16 protein-coding genes and 1 pseudogene are annotated in these 17,144 nt (G+C 71.5%); 8 read left to right on the top strand and 9 right to left on the bottom strand.

The genetic code is table 11. The annotated features are described in order from the left end of the window. The 4 genes and pseudogenes from J0670_RS00945 to J0670_RS00960 form a co-directional block, all read right to left on the bottom strand. Positions 1-307 (bottom strand): annotated as a pseudogene (locus tag J0670_RS00945) (hypothetical protein); the annotation flags it as partial. Further along, positions 304-948 (bottom strand): DUF6114 domain-containing protein, encoded by a 645-nt coding sequence (locus J0670_RS00950; RefSeq protein WP_207808636.1) that lies wholly within the window; start codon positions 946-948, stop codon positions 304-306. The gene J0670_RS00950 and the pseudogene J0670_RS00945, both read right to left, overlap by 4 nt. A 132-nt stretch (positions 949-1,080) precedes the next feature. Further along, a complete protein-coding gene (locus J0670_RS00955) occupies positions 1,081-1,743 on the bottom strand; it encodes a DUF6230 family protein (protein WP_207808638.1) in 663 nt (220 codons plus the stop codon). 700 nt (positions 1,744-2,443) lie between these two features. Next, positions 2,444-3,436, bottom strand: coding sequence for a tetratricopeptide repeat protein (locus tag J0670_RS00960; protein WP_207808640.1), 993 nt, complete (start codon positions 3,434-3,436; stop codon positions 2,444-2,446). Between the two features lie 419 nt (positions 3,437-3,855). Here J0670_RS00960 and J0670_RS00965 point away from each other — a divergent pair, with 419 nt between their 5' ends. Then, positions 3,856-4,473, top strand: a complete 618-nt coding sequence (locus tag J0670_RS00965; RefSeq protein WP_207808671.1) for a TetR/AcrR family transcriptional regulator — start codon at positions 3,856-3,858, stop codon at positions 4,471-4,473. Between the two features lie 73 nt (positions 4,474-4,546). Here J0670_RS00965 and J0670_RS00970 read toward each other — a convergent pair whose 3' ends face one another. The 3 genes from J0670_RS00970 to J0670_RS00980 form a co-directional block, all read right to left on the bottom strand. Next, on the bottom strand, positions 4,547-6,232 hold the full coding sequence (locus J0670_RS00970) for a methylmalonyl-CoA mutase (protein ID WP_207808641.1): 1,686 nt from the start codon (positions 6,230-6,232) through the stop codon (positions 4,547-4,549). Positions 6,233-6,419: 187 nt separating this feature from the next. Beyond that, on the bottom strand, positions 6,420-6,761 hold the full coding sequence (locus J0670_RS00975) for a DUF3817 domain-containing protein (RefSeq protein ID WP_207808643.1): 342 nt from the start codon (positions 6,759-6,761) through the stop codon (positions 6,420-6,422). Between the two features lie 76 nt (positions 6,762-6,837). Further along, complete coding sequence (locus J0670_RS00980; RefSeq protein WP_207808645.1) at positions 6,838-7,374, bottom strand: MarR family winged helix-turn-helix transcriptional regulator; 537 nt, start codon at positions 7,372-7,374, stop codon at positions 6,838-6,840. 497 nt (positions 7,375-7,871) lie between these two features. Between J0670_RS00980 and J0670_RS00985 the strand changes: the two genes are divergently transcribed. Beyond that, on the top strand, positions 7,872-9,509 hold the full coding sequence (locus J0670_RS00985; RefSeq protein ID WP_207808646.1) for a M4 family metallopeptidase: 1,638 nt from the start codon (positions 7,872-7,874) through the stop codon (positions 9,507-9,509). 390 nt (positions 9,510-9,899) lie between these two features. Further along, the gene (locus J0670_RS00990; protein WP_307806329.1) at positions 9,900-11,528 is read left to right on the top strand and encodes a M4 family metallopeptidase; all 1,629 of its coding nucleotides are present in this window, start codon (positions 9,900-9,902) and stop codon (positions 11,526-11,528) included. A gap of 102 nt (positions 11,529-11,630) precedes the next feature. On the opposite strand, the gene J0670_RS00995 is transcribed toward J0670_RS00990, so the two are convergent. Next, positions 11,631-11,942: a DUF3817 domain-containing protein gene (locus J0670_RS00995; RefSeq protein ID WP_374223048.1), complete on the bottom strand. Its 312-nt coding sequence runs from the start codon at positions 11,940-11,942 to the stop codon at positions 11,631-11,633. 301 nt (positions 11,943-12,243) lie between these two features. Between J0670_RS00995 and J0670_RS01000 the strand changes: the two genes are divergently transcribed. The 5 genes from J0670_RS01000 to J0670_RS01020 all read left to right on the top strand — a co-directional run bounded on the left by J0670_RS01000 (position 12,244) and on the right by J0670_RS01020 (position 15,946). Next, positions 12,244-13,041, top strand: coding sequence for a DUF2127 domain-containing protein (locus tag J0670_RS01000; RefSeq protein ID WP_207808650.1), 798 nt, complete (start codon positions 12,244-12,246; stop codon positions 13,039-13,041). A gap of 111 nt (positions 13,042-13,152) precedes the next feature. Continuing rightward, positions 13,153-13,791 (top strand): AIM24 family protein, encoded by a 639-nt coding sequence (locus tag J0670_RS01005; RefSeq protein WP_207808651.1) that lies wholly within the window; start codon positions 13,153-13,155, stop codon positions 13,789-13,791. Next, positions 13,791-14,441, top strand: coding sequence for an AIM24 family protein (locus J0670_RS01010; protein ID WP_207808652.1), 651 nt, complete (start codon positions 13,791-13,793; stop codon positions 14,439-14,441). Before J0670_RS01005 ends, J0670_RS01010 begins: the two co-directional genes overlap by 1 nt. Next, positions 14,441-15,391: an AIM24 family protein gene (locus tag J0670_RS01015; protein ID WP_207808653.1), complete on the top strand. Its 951-nt coding sequence runs from the start codon at positions 14,441-14,443 to the stop codon at positions 15,389-15,391. Before J0670_RS01010 ends, J0670_RS01015 begins: the two co-directional genes overlap by 1 nt. Before the next feature lie 39 nt (positions 15,392-15,430). Then, entirely contained in the window at positions 15,431-15,946 is a 516-nt protein-coding gene (locus J0670_RS01020; protein ID WP_196947215.1) for a MarR family winged helix-turn-helix transcriptional regulator, read from the top strand. Positions 15,947-16,121: 175 nt separating this feature from the next. Here the strand turns inward: J0670_RS01020 and meaB are convergent, their stop codons facing one another. Further along, a complete protein-coding gene (gene meaB, locus J0670_RS01025; protein ID WP_207808654.1) occupies positions 16,122-17,078 on the bottom strand; it encodes a methylmalonyl Co-A mutase-associated GTPase MeaB in 957 nt (318 codons plus the stop codon). Between the last annotated feature and the right edge of the window lie 66 nt (positions 17,079-17,144).

Here is a 17,144-nt window from a genome sequence, read left to right on the forward strand (position 1 = left end):
CGGTGTCGGGAGTGCCCGCCGGGCCGGGCGGCGGCTCGGGCAGCTCGCTCTTGGGGACGGGCGTCTCGATCGGCGCGACGTCCGGCACGGCGACCGGCGCGTTGCCGCAGGGCTTGCCCGCCGTGGACTCGGCGAGCGCCGGGTTGGGCGTGTAGGCGGCGGCCATCAGCAGGGCGGTCGGCACCGCGGCCATCGCCAGCGCCCGGCCTCTCAGCCGGGCCCGTACCGGCGTGCGCGGGGCCGCGTGCCGGCCGGAGCGCTGCGCGGGAACGGTCGTACCGTCGGCTTGCTCGGCCGGCTCGGTCACCGTGCCTCCTCCTGGTCCACGGCGCCGGCCTGCTGCGGCACGGCCTGGGCGGGCAGCTTGGTGGTGGGCGCCTCGACGGCGGGCGCGGCCTCGACGCCAGGCTCGGCCTCGGCAGCGGGCGCGGCCTCGGCGGCGACGCTCTGCGCCACGGCGTTCCCGGCCGCCGCGTCCTCGGCACCGTCCTTGCCCCGGCGTCGGCGCCGGCCCTTGGCCGCCGTCTGCGCCGCGGGCTCCGGCAGCGGCGCCCAGGAGACCATCAGCCCGCCGCCGATCAGACCCGGCAGGATGGCCAGTCCGAAGCCCCCCAGGTTGGAGACCGGGATCGAGACCAGCGTCAGCAGGATGGTGGCGATGCCCGCGAAGATCCGCACGGCCGGCTGGAACCACGCGGTCAGCCCGAGCACGATCAGCAGCACGCCGATGATCAGCGCCCCGGCGCCCCCCGTGGTGGCCATGGCCACCGTCATGCCGCCCAACGAGAGCTTGGCGTACGGGAAGTACATGATCGGGAGGCCGGCGATCATGGCCAGCAGACCGCCGTAGAACGGCCGCGTCCGACGGAACGTACGGAACACCCGGCGCACCCACTGGGCGGGGTTCTCGTGCTCGGCGGGCCGGTATGGGGCAAGGGCGCTGGACACGGTGCAGCTCCTCGATGGTGTGAACGAGGGATGGACGAGACGCGGGATCCGGGGGCGGCGCACGCGCCGCCCCCGGTCCCACGGGTGCCGTCAGAGCGGGCGGGCCGGGCCCGGTCCGCCGCCGTCAACGGCCTAGTAGCACTCGCCGGTACCGTCGGTGTGCAGCGCGAGCTTCAGACCGGAGAGCTTGAAGGTGCCGGCCGAGGTGGCCCAGGCCTGCTGCTGGACGTTGTACAGATCGGCCTTGTCGGCGGCCTGGGCGAAGCCGGTCGCGCCGGACGGCAGGCCGCCGAGCTTGGACTTCCAGCCCTGGGTGGCCTCGCCCTTGAGGGTCGAGGCGTCCTGGCCGATGTTGATGTTGCTGAACTCGGCGTCCGCGTTCAGCTGGTCGAGGTCGATCAGCAGGTTCTTGGCGTAGACCTGCTTCTTGACGTCGTCGCTGTTGCCCGCCTCCAGGCGCAGAATGATCTTGGGCAGCTTCCACGGCAGGCCGGGGATGACGTTGGGGTCGGTCACCACGGACTGGCAGAGGCCCTTGATGGTGGCCTCGTCGAAGGCCGAGACGGCGACCGGGTGCGGAGTGCCGTTCGTCTCCACGTCGATCGAGCCGAACTGGGCGAAGTTCCTGCCGTGCAGCTCCGGCGTCGTGACCTTGAAGCTCTGGCCGGACACGCTGAACGAAGCCGCCAGCGCGCTGTTCGCGATCGAGACGCCCACCGCGGCGGTGGCCGCGATGCTCGGCACCATCACCAGGGCGAAGCGCTTCCAGCGGGTCTTGCCGTAGGTCTGGGACATGCGAGTCCTCCTTCTAGGACGTACATCTCCGGCTCCCGGCGGCGCGTCCCGCACCGGTGGGGGCCTGGGATGGGAGAGAGCTACGTCCTCGGTAGCGGAGAAAGCCGTGGGCGTCGTCGGACGCGGGAGCGGCCTGCGCACTGCGGCACTCCCGTCCCCGCACCGGCCGTCCTTGCGGGACGACGGGTCGGACCGGCGACATCGGCGATCACCCCCGAGCGACAACCAGCGACCGCACGGGACCGCGCGGCCGGTCGAGGACAGGAACCGCCGTGGGACCGCGGATACCCCCCTGCCCTCCCTACCGTCGGCCGGGGCCGACGGATCGCCCGGTGGGGATCCCGCGCTCCTCGTGGCCGACCGGCTGTCGGAGGGTGTGGAGTCTGGGACCGGGCGTGGCCGATGCTGCTTGAATCCCCGGCGAAGCACAAGGGGTTGCTTACTGACGGGTAATGCAACAGCAGGTGGCGTTGATCATGGAATTCGCCCGAGTTGCACAGTGTGTGACGCCTTGAAGGAATCGTGGCGACGAAATCCGCCGGAAACACCAGCGAAACACCCGTGGGTGGTCACATTGCGTGACCACCCACGGGTGAAATCAAGATTTGGTAAACCTCTGTCCGGTTGACCGGATTGTCGCCAAATCACCAGGCGACACCGCAGGTCATCCGCCGTGCCAGGCACCGGACTTGGGCCGGGCTCAGAACAGCACGCGGGCCAGCGCCGTACGGGCCGCGACGACGCGCGGGTCCTCCGGGCCGATCACCTCGAACAGCTCCAGCAGACGCAGCCGGGCGGTGTCCCGGTCCTCGCCGGCCGTCCGCCCGACGGTGTCCACCAGGCGCCCGAAGGCGTCCTCGACGTGACCGCCGACCAGGTCCAGGTCGGCCGCCTGGAGCTGGACCTCGACGTTCTTCGGGTCGGCGGCCGCCGCCGTCCGGACGGTCTGGAGGTCCAGGCCCTCGATCCGCTTGAGCAGTTCGGCCTGGGCCAGGCCCAGCTTGGCCTCGGTGTTGCCCGGCTGGTCGACCAGCACGTTCCGGTACGCCTGGATGGCACCGCCCAGGTCACCGGCGTCCAGCGCGTCGTGCGCGGCGGACAGCGCCGGGTCCTCGGGCCGCTGCGGGGCGGCGGCCGGGGCCTCGCCCGGGGCGACCGCGCCGCCGGCCACGCCGAAGCGCTGCTCGGCGACCAGGATCAGCTGGTCCAGGACCTTGCGGACGTTGGCGGCGCTCTCCGCGCCCTGGAACAGCGGCACCAGCTGACCGGCCACCACAGCCATCACGGCCGGGATGCCCTGGATGCCGAACTGCTGGGCGATCAGCTGGTTGGCGTCCACGTCGATCTTGGCGAGCACGAAGCGGCCGGCGTACTCCTCGGCCAGGCCCTCCAGGATCGGGCTGAGCTGCTTGCAGGGGCCGCACCACTCGGCCCAGAAGTCGATGACGACCGGCACCTCGGTGGAGCGCTGGACGACCTCGGCCTCGAAGGTGTCCTCGGTGACGTCGATGACGAGCTGGTAGGCGGGCTGGGCTGGGGCGACGCCGGACGCTTCGGCGGCGGCCGCCTGACGGGCCCGCTCGGCCCGGGCCTGCTCGGCCTTCTGGGCGGCCTCGCCGGCCGCCTTCACTGCGGCGAGGTCGACCGCACCGCGCAGGGCGGAGCTGTTGAGACGCGAATTCCGTGGCTGCATGGCACCATCCTCCCCCGTCCGCGCTGCTCGCGGGCACCAACCTCCGGAAGTTCGCCCCGCGCGGGCTGCGCGGTGCGGGTTCCCGGACGGCGCCGCCCTCCCCCGGTAGCCTGAACCGTTCGGCGCGGATCCCCACCCGCACCCGCGCCGCTCCCGTCCCACGGGACGCGGCGCCTGGTTGTCACTGCTTTCGCTACGGGTCGTAGCGTAACTGGAGCCGGTGCCCCGGCCGCAAGCCCCACCGACGGTTCGGGGACGTGAGCTGCCCCACTTTCCCGGCCCGCCCGGCTGCCCGAATCGCCGAACAGTCGCTACCGTTACCAGCCCCACCCAAGTTACTTACCAGTAAATCGCAAGGAGACCCGGTGCCGGCCGCCCAGCCCTCCGCGAGCCCGGACCGCGCCGTCCGGGACAGCACGATCCGGGGCGGGGCGACCGCGTCCCGGGCCAAGGGCCGCCCGCGCAGCGCCGCCGCCGACCTCGCGATCCTCGACGCCACCCGCGAGACCCTCGCCGAACTCGGCTGGGGCGGGCTGACCATGGGCCACGTCGCGACCCGTGCCAAGGTCGCCAAGACCACCCTCTACCGCCGCTGGCCCTCCAAGAACGAACTCGTGGTCGACGCCGTGGCCAGCCTCTTCGACGAACTGGTGATGCCCGACCTCGGCGATCTGCGGTCCGACATCGAGGCCGTGGTGACCCAGTTCGCCGACCTGCTGGCCCGCCCGGAGACCCAGGCCGCCCTGCTCGCGCTGTTCGCCGAGGGCACCCGCGACCCGCAGCTGCGCCGCCGGATCCGCGAGGCGATCGTGGACCCGCAGAAGCGCCTGGTCCGGCAGGGCCGGGCGGCCGCCCAGGCCCGCGGCGAACTCGAACCGGACACCGACGCCGAGGGCGCCCGCGAGGAGGTCGACATCATCTTCGACACCATCGCGGGCACGGTCGAGCACCGCGTCCTGGTCAGCGGCGAGCCGATCACCCCCGAGTGGACCCGCCGCTTCACCGACCTGCTGCTCGGGCCGCTCACCGCGGCCTGAGCTCACGACGGCCCGAGCGCACGACGAAGCCGCCCCGCACGGACTTCCGTACGGGGCGGCCCACTTCGCACTGTCAGAACATCGCGTTCTCCTGGTACGTCCCCCACTCCTGCCGCAGCGCGTTGCAGATCTCGCCCAGGGTGGCCTCGGCCCGCACCGCATCCAGCATCGGCGGGATCATCGACTCGCCCGAGCGCGCCGCCGCGAGCATGGCGTCCAGCCCGGCCCGCACCGCCGCGTCGTCCCGGGCCGCCTTGCGCTCGCCCAGCACCCGCACCTGCTCGCGTTCGACCTCGTGGCTGACCCGCAGGATCTCCAGTTCGGGGGTGACACTGCGCGGATGGCAGTTGACGCCGACCACGCGCTTCTCGCCCTTCTCCACCGCCTGCTGGTACTGGAAGGCCGCCTCGGCGATCTCCCCGGTGAACCAGCCCTCCTCGATCCCGCGCAGGATGCCGGAGGTGATCGGGCCGATCTCGTGGTCCTCCCGGCCCTTGTCGAGGATCCGCCGGAAGATCGCCTCGGCCTGCTGCTCGATCCGGTCGGTCAGCGCCTCGACGTACCAGGAGCCGCCCAGCGGGTCGGCCACGTTGGTGACGCCGGTCTCCTCCATCAGCACCTGCTGGGTGCGCAGCGCGATCTCGGCGGCCTGCTCGGAGGGCAGCGCCAGGGTCTCGTCCAGCGCGTTGGTGTGCAGCGAGTTGGTGCCGCCGAGCACCGCGGAGAGCGCCTCGACGGCGGTGCGCACCACGTTGTTGTACGGCTGCTGCGCGGTGAGCGAGACGCCGGCGGTCTGGGTGTGGAACCGCAGCCACTGCGCCTTGTCGGTCTTGGCGCCGAAGCGGTCGCGCATCCAGCGGGCCCAGATCCGGCGCGCGGCGCGGAACTTGGCGATCTCCTCGAAGAAGTCCAGGTGCGCGTCGAAGAAGAAGGACAGGCCCGGCGCGAAGACGTCCACGTCCAGGCCGCGGGACAGGCCCAGCTCGACGTAGGCGAAGCCGTCCGCGAGGGTGTACGCCAGCTCCTGCGCGGCCGTCGCCCCGGCCTCGCGGATGTGGTAGCCGGAGACGGACAGCGGCTTGTAGGCCGGGATGCCCTGGGCGCAGTGGGCCATCAGGTCGCCGATCAGGCGCAGGTGCGGCTCGGGGGCGAAGAGCCACTCCTTCTGCGCGATGTACTCCTTGAAGATGTCCGTCTGGAGGGTGCCGTTGAGCACCGCCGGGTCCACGCCCTGGCGCTCGGCGGCCACCAGGTACATGCAGAAGATCGGGACGGCCGGGCCGCTGATCGTCATCGAGGTGGTGACCTCGCCGAGCGGGATGCCGTTGAACAGCACCTCCATGTCGGCGGCCGAGTCGATGGCCACGCCGCAGTGGCCGACCTCGCCGAGCGAGCGCGGGTCGTCCGAGTCGTAGCCCATCAGGGTGGGCATGTCGAAGGCGACCGAGAGGCCGCCGCCGCCCGCCTCCAGGATCATCCGGTAGCGCTCGTTGGTCTGCTGCGCGTTGCCGAAGCCGGCGAACTGGCGGATGGTCCAGGTGCGGCCCCGGTAGCCGGTGGGGTGCAGTCCGCGGGTGTACGGGTACTCGCCCGGCCAGCCGATCCGCTCGAAGCCCTCGTAGGCCTGCCCGGGGGCGGGGCCGTACACCGGCTCGACCTCGTCGCCGGAGAGGGTGGTGAAGTCCGCGTCCCGCTTGCGGGCCTTGTCGTACCGCTGCTGCCAGCGCTGCCGTCCGCGCTCGATCTCCTCGGCGTCCATGGGCCGAACTCCGCTCCGTACGGCCGCCTCGCCACCGGGCGGCACAGCTATTAGGACGTCCTAGTAATTTACTCGGACGTCCTAGTAGTTGTCGACGGACAAAGGCCCCGAAACGCCGGGAGCGTCCCTCCCCCGGTCGGGGAAGGGACGCTCCGGTACGGAATGCCCCGGTACGTGGTGCCCGGGTTCAGACGCCCGCCGCCTGGCGGGCGCCCTCGCCCGCCGGGAGCTTCGCGGCGGCCTCGTGGGCCACCTTGCGCTCGAAGACGAAGGAGAGGAACGGGATGCAGCCCGCGGCCAGGGTCAGCACGAGCCGGCCGACCGGCCACTTCAGCTTCTGCCCGAGCAGGAAGGTCACCACGAAGTACCCGATGTACAGGTAGCCGTGCAGCATCGCGACGTAGGTGGTCACGTCCTTGGCGGCGTCGAAGCCGTACTTCGCGATCATGAAGCCGCAGAACACCAGCAGGGCCGTACCGGTCGCAATGGCCAGGCCGCGGTACCAGCCCAGCAGGGGGGTCGCCTTCATACTCTTCCTCGCCTCGCTCGGCAGTTTCGGCCGGTACGCCCGGATCCGCGCACCGCTCCCACGAGGGTAGCCGTCCTCACGGCCGCTCCTGCGCAGCCCCCTCGTCCGGCTCGGAGAAGTCGCCGGCCGCGATCCGCAGCGGCCTGAGCAGTTCGAACACCTGGCGGCACTGCTCGGGGCCGTACTCCTCCAGCCCGAACTCCATCGCCATGAGCTCCCGGGTGGCCTCCTCGACCACCTCGCGCCCGCGCTCGGTGATCGCGGCGAGCACCCCGCGGCCGTCCAGCGGGTTGGGGCGGCGGGCGACCAGGCCGGCCCGCTCCAGCCGGTCGACGGTGTTGGTGACGCTGGTCGGGTGGACCATCAGCCGCTCGCCGATCTTGGACAGCGAGAGCTCGCCGGTCCGGCTGAAGGTCAGCAGCACCAGCGCCTCGTAGCGGGCGAAGGTCAGCCCGTACGGCTTGAGCACCGCGTCGACCCGGGAGAGCAGGATCTGGTGGGCGCGCATGATCGAGGTGATCGCCGCCATCGAGGGGACTCCGCCCCAGCGGCGGGTCCACAGTTCGTCGGCGCGGGCGATCGGATCGAAGTCGAGTGCGAGGGGCTTGGCCACCTCCTTACCGTACCGGCGCGCGGGACGCGCGCTACCAGCCGTCCTGATGGTGGACAAGCGCGACGCGTGGCGGGAACCCGCCAATCGGACGGCCAGGTCCATACCTGGACATTGCGCCGGTGTGAACGCCCGGCAACGGGCTCCGGGCGCACCGGGGTTGGCCGTCGAACGACCCAACGCCGCACTATCAGGCCTCGGTTCGGACCGGAACCCGCTGAAAGACAGGGCGGGAAGTCCGCTTTGTCCTTCCGTTCACAATCCTTTGTCTTGGCGGGCCTTGGCCAATTCATGAGCAAGACCTGTCATTTGATTTGCTCGATTGTCATGCTTTCCGCCAACCCCGTTCGGTAGCCACCACCCCCACCCAACCGGTGGCAGCCGCACGACCGCTCGGGGTCCTCGCACGTCAGCGCCCGTTCCGCCCCGAAGGTGCCGATCCCGGCCCCCGGAACGCGGCGCGACCGCGCCCAGACGCGGTTTCCCGGAAGGACTCGTCCGTGAAGCGAAAGCTCGCAGCAGTCGCCGTACTCTCCGCCACCGCCCTGCTCACCGGGATCGTCCAGGCGGGCACCGCCGCCACGGCCGGCGCGACCCCCGTCGCCGCGGTGCAGGCCGCCGACCAGCACGCCGCCGCGATCGCCCTGGCCGGCGGCCAGTCCGGTCCGCTGGCCAGGGCCCTGGCCCTCGGCGGCCAGGAGCAGCTCGTCGCCAAGGACGCGGTGGTCGACAAGGACGGCACCCGGCACCTGCGCTTCGAGCGCACGTACGCCGGACTGCCGGTGCTCGGCGGCGACCTGGTCGTCCACCAGAGCGCGGCCGGCGCGGTGAAGTCCGTGGACAAGGCCGTCACGACGAAGCTCGACCTGCCCAGCCTCAGCCCGAAGATCCCGGCGGACAAGGCCGCCGACCAGGCCACCGGCGCCGTCCAGGCCACCATAGGCATCGCCGCCGACAAGGACGAGTCCCCGCTGACCGCGGTGCACCAGACCGGCAAGGCCGAGCTGGTGGTCTGGGCCAACGACGGCAACCCGCGCCTGGCCTACCGCACCACCGTCGAGGGCGTGCGCGCCGACGGCACCCCGAGCAGCCAGCTGCTGGTCACCGACGCCGCCACCGGCCAGGTGCTCTCCACCCACGAGCAGGTGCAGACCGCCGCCGGCTCCGGCACCGGCGTGTTCGTCGGCAACGTCCCGCTGACCACCACCCAGAGCGGCACCTCGTACCAGCTCAAGGACGCCACCCGCGGCGGCCAGTCCACCTACAGCCTGAGCAACAAGACCTCCGGCAGCGGCACCCTGGTCGCCAACTCCACCAACGTCTTCGGCAATGGCCTGGTCTCCAACAAGGAGTCCGCCGCCGTGGACGCCCAGTACGGCGCGGCCACCACCTGGGACTTCTACAAGAACACCTTCGGCCGCAACGGCATCAAGAACAACGGCGTCGGCGCCACCAGCCGGGTCCACTACGGCTCCAACTACGTCAACGCGTTCTGGAGCGACACCTGCTTCTGCATGACGTACGGCGACGGCGCCAGCAACACCCACCCGCTCACCGAGCTGGACGTGGCCGGCCACGAGATGACCCACGGCGTCACCTCCGCCACCGCGGGCCTCAACTACTCGGGCGAGTCCGGCGGCCTCAACGAGGCCACCTCGGACATCTTCGGCAGCCTGGTCGAGTTCTACGCCAACCTGCCCTCCAACCCGCCGAACTACTGGCTCGGCGAGCTGATCAACATCAACGGCAACGGCACCCCGCTGCGCTACATGGACAAGCCCAGCAAGGACGGCGCCTCGGCGGACTACTGGTCCTCCTCGGTCGGCAACCTGGACGTCCACTACTCCTCGGGCGTGGCCAACCACTTCTTCTACCTGCTGTCCGAGGGCAGCGGCGCGAAGACCATCAACGGCTTCAACTACAACAGCCCCACGTCCAACGGCTCGACGGTCACCGGCATCGGCCGGGACAAGGCCGCGCAGATCTGGTACCGCGCGCTGACCGTCTACTTCACCTCCACCACCAACTACGCGAGCGCCCGCACCGGCACCCTGAAGGCCGCCGCGGACCTGTACGGCTCCGGCAGCGCCGAGTACAACGCGGTCGCGTCCGCGTGGAGCGGCGTCAACGTCAACTGACGCACGGCTGAAGCACATGGCTGAAGCACACGGCTGACGTACGGCCTTGACGGCGCCCCGGCGCTGTCAAGGCCGTCCCGCTGGCGGAGTCCCGCCAGCGGGACGAACCGCGGATTCCGGGCAATGGGCGGCAGCCGAACCATCCGTACCGGCACTGGCGACTCCTGGCCAATCCCCCGAGGCGCCCTGTCCTTTCCCACCACCGATTGTCATGCTTCTGACCAAGCTCCCGTCCGACGCCCCGTCTCCCCCACCCGACGGGCAGGGCGTCGACAACCGCACGGGAGCGGCACGTCCGCGCCCTACCGCCCCCAACGGCGCCAAACCCGGCGCCCCGGTACGCGGCGCACCCGCAGGCACCCGCGGGTCTCGTGGAAGGAACCCCCGTACGTGAAGCGAAAGCTGACACTCCCGGCGGTACTGTCCGCCGCCGCCCTGCTCGCCGGGGTCGTCCAGATCGCCGCCGTCCCCGCCGCCCAGGCCGCCGCCCCGGCGCCCGACCGGCAGACGGCCGCGCCGCTCGCGCTGGCCGCCGGGCAGAGCGCACCGCTCGCCCGGGCCCTGGCCCTCGGCGGCCAGGAGCAGCTGGTCGCCAAGGACGCGGTGGTCGACAAGGACGGCACCCGGCACCTGCGCTACGAGCGCACGTACGCCGGACTGCCGGTGCTCGGCGGCGACCTGGTCGTCCACCAGCGCCCGGACGGCTCGGTCGGCTCGGTGGACCGGGCCTTCACCGGACAGCTGTCGGTGCCCAGCCTCACCCCGGGCCTCGCCGCGCCCCAGGCCGCCGAGCGGGCCACCGCCGCAGTGCGGGCGACCGTCGGCCTGGCCGCCGACCGGGACGAGTCCGCGCTCAGCCGGGTCGACGGCGCCGGCGCGCCCGAGCTGGTGATCTGGGCCGCCGACGGCACCCCGCGGCTGGCCCACCGCACGGTGGTGCGCGGCGAGCGGACCGACGGCACCCCGAGCCGTCAGGAGGTCGTCACCGACGCCGCCACCGGCCAGGTGCTGTCCAGCCAGGAGCAGGTGCAGACCGCGACCGGCACCGGCAAGGGCGTCAACGTCGGCACCGTCACGCTGACCACCACCCAGAGCGGCACCTCGTACCAGCTCAAGGACGCCACCCGGGGCAACCAGTCCACCACCGACCTCAAGGGCGGCACCTCGGGCAGCGGCACGCTGTTCGCCAACACCACCAACTCCTGGGGCAACGGCTCGCCCTCCAACCGCGAATCCGCCGCCGTGGACGCCCAGTTCGGGGCGGCCGCCACCTGGGACTACTACAAGAGCACCTTCGGCCGCAACGGCATCAAGAACAACGGCGTCGGCGCCGCCAGCCGGGTCCACTACAGCTCGAACTACGTCAACGCGTTCTGGGACGACTCCTGCTTCTGCATGACGTACGGCGACGGTGCCAGCAACACCCACCCGCTGACCGCCATCGACGTCTCCGGCCACGAGATGAGCCACGGCGTCACCTCGGCCACCGCCGGCCTGATCTACTCGGGCGAGTCCGGCGGCCTCAACGAGGCCACCTCGGACATCTTCGGCACCATGGTCGAGTGGTACGCCAACCTGCCCGCCGACCCGCCGGACTACCTGATCGGCGAGAAGCTCAACATCAACGGCAACGGCACCCCGCTGCGCTACATGGACAAGCCCAGCAAGGACGGCGCCTCGGCCGACTCCTGGTACTCGGGCGTCGGCAACAAGGACGTCCACTACTCCTCGGGCGTCGCCAACCACTTCTTCTACCTGCTGTCCGAGGGCAGCGGCGCCAAGGTGATCAACGGGGTCAGCTACAACAGCCCGACCTCCAACGGCTCGACGGTCACCGGCATCGGCCGGACCAAGGCGGCCGCGATCTGGTACCGCGCGCTGACCGTCTACTTCACCTCCACCACCAACTACAAGGCCGCCCGCACCGGCACCCTCAAGGCCGCGTCCGACCTGTACGGCGCCACCAGCGCCGAGTACAAGGCGGTGGCGGCGGCCTGGAGCGGGGTCAACGTCAACTGACCCCCCTGAGCCACTCCCGGTAAGAAACGGCGACAGGCTGCCGCGGCCCTTTGGGAGAGGAGGCCGTGGCAGCCTGTCGACCGTCCACGAGAGCGGGAGGGACTACGCGGCGGCGGGCTTCAGCTCGCCGCGCTCCTCACGGGAGAGCATCCGCTCGGCGAAGAAGCCGCCGGTGGGCAGCACCGAGAGGACGAACAGCAGGACGCCGCGCTTGACGTCCCACTTCTGCGCCTGCCACGCCTGGATCCAGAAGACCACGTACAGGATGAACAGGATCCCGTGGACCATGCCCATCACCGGGACGGCGTCGAAGGACGTGGTCCGCTTCAGCACCGAGCAGATCAGCAGCAGGATGAAGGAGATCCCCTCGGGAGCGGAGATCAGGCGCAGGCGGTGGACGGCGCTGCTGTTCACGATGGATACCTCAATACGTGGGGTCGGAGGCGTGGGCACGCTTGCACGCTTGTGAAGCGACTCACAAGCCTTCCGGCCATTATCGCCGAGCACACGTCCGAGCCCCGGGCCGGGGGTGGCCACCGTGCCCGATCTCACAGCCCCTGCCGTCCGATGTCACGGCCCGGCCCTCCGATGTCACAGCTGCGCCCCGGATTCGCGACCGAGCGCGACGATCCGTCGCCCGCACCCCCTATCCTCGTGCCGCGCGCGCCCACCGATCCGGGCGCCGCGGGCATCGCACTCGGGGGGTAGCCACCACATGTTCAAGCGCGACTGGAACCGCAGGACCTGCGCCAAGCGCGGCCACATCACCTACGCGCCGGCCGAGCCCGAGCTCGCCTCCCGGCTGCACGCCACCACCGCCCTCGGCGACGCCTGGCGCTGCCTGCGCTGCGGCGACTTCGCGCTCGGCGACCCGCACGGGTCCGGCCCGGCGGAGAACGCCCCGCTGGTGCCGCGCGGCAAGGCGCTGCGGGACCTCTTCATCCTGCGCTTCCTGGCCGTCGAGCGGGTGCTGCGCGGCATCGTGATCATCCTGATCGCATGGGGCGTCTGGAAGTTCTCCAACAGCCAGGACGCGGTGCACCGGGTCTTCGACGAGGACCTCACGGTGTTCAGGCCGGTCGCCGACCACTTCCACTGGGACCTCGAACACGCCCCGATCGTCGAGACGATCCGCAAGACCTTCGGCTTCCAGAAGAAGACCCTGCTGATCGTCGCGGGCGCGCTGGTGGCCTACGCGGTGATCGAGATCGTCGAGGCGGTCGGCCTCTGGCTGAACAAGCGCTGGGCCGAGTACCTGACCGTGGTCGCCACCGCCGCCTTCCTGCCGCTGGAGGGCTACGAGCTGAGCCACCACGTCAGCGCGGTGAAGATCTGCACCCTGGTGCTGAACATCGCGGCGGTGCTCTGGATCATGCTCTCCAAGCGGCTGTTCGGCCTGCGCGGCGGCGTGGTGGCCTTCGAGGCGGAGCGCCACTCGGCCTCGCTGCTGGAGGTCGAGGAGGCGGCCGGCACCGTCCCGCACCCCGGCCACGGGGCGCACGCGCGGGCGTGAGCGGCGCCGAGCCGGCGTGACCGGCGCGTTTTCGACGGCTTTTCGACAGCCCGGTGACGGTTCGCCCCGTCCCTCTCGCCCGGCCGTGCCCATCACGGCTAGATTGCGGCCGTGGCACAGTTCAGACTCCAGGGATCGCGGGTGCTCGCCGTCGAGTTGGCCGGAGAGGCCGTCAAGGCCCGGCACGGCTCGATGGTCGCCTACACCGGTCAGATGACCTTCAAGAAGCTCACCGGCGGCGGGGACGGGCTGCGCGGCATGGTCACCCGCCGCCTCACCGGCGAGCGGATGACCGTCATGGAGGTGAAGGGGCAGGGCACCTGCTACTTCGCCGACCAGGCCACCGAGATCAACCTGGTCCGCCTCGACGGCGAGGCGCTCTACGTCGAGGCGGACAACCTGCTCTGCACCGAGGCCGCCCTGCACACCGGCACCAGCTTCACCGGGCTGAACGGCGTCTCCTCCGGCAACGGCCTCTTCACCACCAAGGTGGAGGGCCGCGGCTGGGCCGCCGTCACCTCCAACGGGCCGGCCGTCATCCTGCGGGTCGGCAAGGACATGCCGCTGCGGGTCGACCCGGGCGCGTACATCGCGCACACCGGCAGCCTGCACCGCAGCCTCAAGTCGGGGGCGGGCTGGACCACGGTGATCGGTGAGGGCGGCGGCGAGGCCGTGCAGATCGAGTTCACCGGCGAGGGCCTGGTGTACGTCCAGCCCTCGGAGCGGGCCACCGTCGGGGGTGACGTCTGATGGGCTTCACCCGGATCAACGGGAAGATGGTCGAGGCCCAGGTGGTACCGGGGCAGCGGCTGTTCAGCCAGCGCGGCGCGATGCTCGCGTACACCGGGGACGTCCGGTTCACCCCGAACATCACCGGCGGGCAGGGCGGGGTGATGTCGATGATCGGCCGCCGGGTCGCCAACGAGGACACCCCGCTGATGACCGTGGAGGGGCAGGGCCGGGTGATGTTCGGCCACGGCGGCCACCACGTCCACGTGATCGACCTGGCCGGCGAGACCCTGTTCGTCGAGGCGGACCGGCTGCTCGCCTTCGAGGGCACGCTGCGGCAGTCCACCGTGTTCCTCGGCTCGCAGGGCGGGGTGATGGGCATGGTGCGCGGCCAGGTCAGCGGCCAGGGGCTGTTCACCACCCGGCTGGAAGGCCACGGCTCGGTCGCGGTGATGGCCCACGGCGGCGTCTTCGAGCTGCCGATCGTCCCCGGCCAACCGGTGCACGTCGACCCGCAGGCGTACGTGGCGCACCGCGGCGAGGTGCGCAACAAGCTGTCCACGGCGATCGGTTGGCGCGAGATGATCGGCCGCGGCTCGGGCGAGGCGTTCCAGCTGGAGCTGTCCGGGCAGGGCGCGGTGTACGTCCAGGCGAGCGAGGAGAAGCTCTGATGTCCTACCCTCCGCAGCCGCCGCAGTCCCCGTACGGGGGGTACGGGCAGTCTCCGCACGACCAGCCGACCCAGCCCGGCTTCGCGGTGCCGCCACCCCCTCCCCAACCTCCGTACGCCCAGGAGCAGTTCGGCGGACCCCAGGCCCCGCTGCCGACCGCGTACGACACCGCCCGGGGCCCGGTGGTGCACGACGCGTACAGCCTGCCGGCCAACGACAACGTCAACCCGTACGCCTTCGCGGTCGAGCTGAACGGCTCCTACTTCCTGCAGAAGGGCAAGATGGTCGCGTACTACGGCGACATCACCTTCCGCGGCGTCGGCGCCGGGATGGTCGACCGGGTGCTCGGGCAGCACTTCAACTCGCCGCTGCACGCGGCGGACTGGGTGGTCGCCCAGGGCCGGGGCAAGCTGCTGCTGGCCGACCGCGCCTTCGACCTGAACTCGTACGACCTGGACGACGGCAACCTGACCGTCCGCTCCGGCAACCTGCTCGCCTTCGACCCGACGCTGCGGCTCAAGCAGTCGATCATCCCGGGCTTCCTGACCCTGATCGGCACCGGCCGCTTCGTCGCCGCCTCCAACGGCCCGGTGCACTTCGTCGAGCCGCCGATCCGGGTGGACCCGCAGGCACTGGTCGGCTGGGCGGACTGCCCGGCGCCGTGCCACCACTACGACCACGAGTACCTGCACGGGGTGGTGGGCGGCCTGCGGCGGCTGACCGGGATCGGCGGGGCCTCCGGCGAGGAGCACCAGTTCGAGTTCATCGGCGCCGGGCAGGTGCTGTTGCAGTCCAGCGAGCGACTGATCGCCGAACGCCCGGTCGGTCAGGTGGACGCCGAGGCGGGCGTCCCGGTCGGCGGGGTGCCCACCCAGCCGGGCCACGGCGGCAACCCCAACACTCCGGGGCTCGGTAACCTGGGCGACATCAGCAGGCGATTCGGCCTCTAAAGTTGTACAACATTGAACTAAACCGGGTACACTGTGCCCATGGATACGCACACGATCGACACTGCGGACACCCCTCCGTCGCAGTCCGAGGAGGAGACTCCCTGGCTGACCGCCAGGGAGCAGCGGATGTGGCGCGCCCATCTGGAGGTCGCCAAGCTGCTGGACTACCAGCTCAGCCGCGAGCTCCAACCCCACAACCTGGCGATCAACGACTACGAGATCCTGGTCGTCCTCTCCGAGGCCCCCGAGCACCGGATGCGGATGACCGACCTCGCCACAGCCACGCTCCAGTCGAAGAGCCGCCTCTCGCACCAGATCACCCGCATGGAGAACGCGGGCCTGGTGCTGCGCCAGGAGTGCCCCGGCGACCGCCGCGGCCTCTACGCCCACCTCACCGACCAGGGCTGGGAGACCATGCAGCGGGTCGCCCCCGACCACGTGCGCAGCGTCCGCGCCCACTTCATCGACCGCTTCACCCCGGACCAGCTGGACGCCATGTACGAAGCCCTGGCCCCGATCGCCGAACACCTCCGCGGCCTGCGCGGCCGCGCGTGAGCACACGCCGGAGGGCGGGGCCGCGGCAATGTCCACGACCCCGCCCTCCGGTGTGACCGAACCGCGGGCTTCCCGTCCTTCGCGCGGGAAGTCGGCGGGACCGACTTCCTGCGCGAGGGGACCGGACGGCGCTACCGGCCGGGCGGGTTCTGAGGGCCCGTCGCCGTACGGGAGGTCAGTTGCTCGTCAGCCCGGCGACCAGCTCGTCGGCCGCGCCGTACGGATCCAGTTCGCCGGCGACGACGCGTTCGGCCAGGCCCGCCAGGTGGCGGTCGCCGGACAGGTCGCCGATCCGGGCGCGCAGTTCGGCCAGGGCGATCGCCTCGATCTCCTGCGCGGCCCGACGGCGGCGGCGCGCGGCCAGCTCGCCGTGCTCCTCCAGCCAGGCGCGGTGCTTCTCCAGCGCCTCGACCACCTCGTCCACGCCCTCGCCGCGGGCCGCGACGGTCTTGACGATCGGGGGGCGCCAGTCCCCCGGCTCGCGGGCCTCGCCGAGGCCCAGCATGTGGTTGAGCTCCCGGGCGGTGGCGTCGGCGCCGTCCCGGTCGGCCTTGTTGACCACGAAGACGTCGCCGATCTCCAGGATCCCGGCCTTGGCGGCCTGGATGCCGTCCCCCATCCCGGGGGCGAGCAGCACCACGGCGGTGTCGGCCTGGGCGGCGATCTCGACCTCGGACTGGCCGACGCCGACGGTCTCGACCAGGATCACGTCGCAGCCGGCCGCGTCCAGCACCCGCAGTGCCTGCGGCGCCGCCCAGGACAACCCGCCCAGGTGCCCGCGGGTGGCCATCGAGCGGATGAACACCTCGGGGTCGGTGGCGTGGTCCTGCATCCGGACCCGGTCGCCCAGCAGCGCGCCGCCGGAGAACGGCGAGGACGGATCGACGGCGAGCACCCCGACCCTCTTGCCGAGCCGCCGGTAGGCGGAGACCAGCGCCGAGGTGGAGGTGGACTTGCCGACCCCGGGCGAGCCGGTCAGACCCACCGTGTAGGCCTGCCCGGTGTGCGGCGCGAGCGCGGCCATCGCCTCCCGCAGCTGCGGGGCGGCGTTCTCGACCAGCGTGATCAGCCGGGCGACCGCCCGCGGCCGGCCCTCCCGGGCCTGCTCGACCAGCGTGGCGACATCGATCATCAGGATCTCCTTGCGCAGATGCCGACGGATGGCGGCAGATGCCGAAGGGGCTGCGGACCACTTGTG

It is taken from the genome of Streptomyces sp. FH025 (assembly GCF_017427025.1).
Taxonomy (GTDB): Bacteria; Actinomycetota; Actinomycetes; order Streptomycetales; family Streptomycetaceae; genus Kitasatospora.

What these genes read in the sequence shown, in the direction of transcription:
- J0670_RS01015 (WP_207808653.1), top strand. Translation starts at nt 14,441, where the DNA reads ATGTCCTACCCTCCGCAGCCGCCGCAGTCCCCGTACGGGGGGTACGGG.
- J0670_RS00955 (WP_207808638.1), bottom strand. Translation starts at nt 1,743, where the DNA reads ATGTCCCAGACCTACGGCAAGACCCGCTGGAAGCGCTTCGCCCTGGTG.
- J0670_RS01020 (WP_196947215.1), top strand. Translation starts at nt 15,431, where the DNA reads ATGGATACGCACACGATCGACACTGCGGACACCCCTCCGTCGCAGTCC.
- J0670_RS00975 (WP_207808643.1), bottom strand. Translation starts at nt 6,761, where the DNA reads ATGAAGGCGACCCCCCTGCTGGGCTGGTACCGCGGCCTGGCCATTGCG.
- J0670_RS01010 (WP_207808652.1), top strand. Translation starts at nt 13,791, where the DNA reads ATGGGCTTCACCCGGATCAACGGGAAGATGGTCGAGGCCCAGGTGGTA.
- J0670_RS00960 (WP_207808640.1), bottom strand. Translation starts at nt 3,436, where the DNA reads ATGCAGCCACGGAATTCGCGTCTCAACAGCTCCGCCCTGCGCGGTGCG.
- J0670_RS01000 (WP_207808650.1), top strand. Translation starts at nt 12,244, where the DNA reads ATGTTCAAGCGCGACTGGAACCGCAGGACCTGCGCCAAGCGCGGCCAC.
- J0670_RS00970 (WP_207808641.1), bottom strand. Translation starts at nt 6,232, where the DNA reads ATGGACGCCGAGGAGATCGAGCGCGGACGGCAGCGCTGGCAGCAGCGG.
- meaB (WP_207808654.1), bottom strand. Translation starts at nt 17,078, where the DNA reads ATGATCGATGTCGCCACGCTGGTCGAGCAGGCCCGGGAGGGCCGGCCG.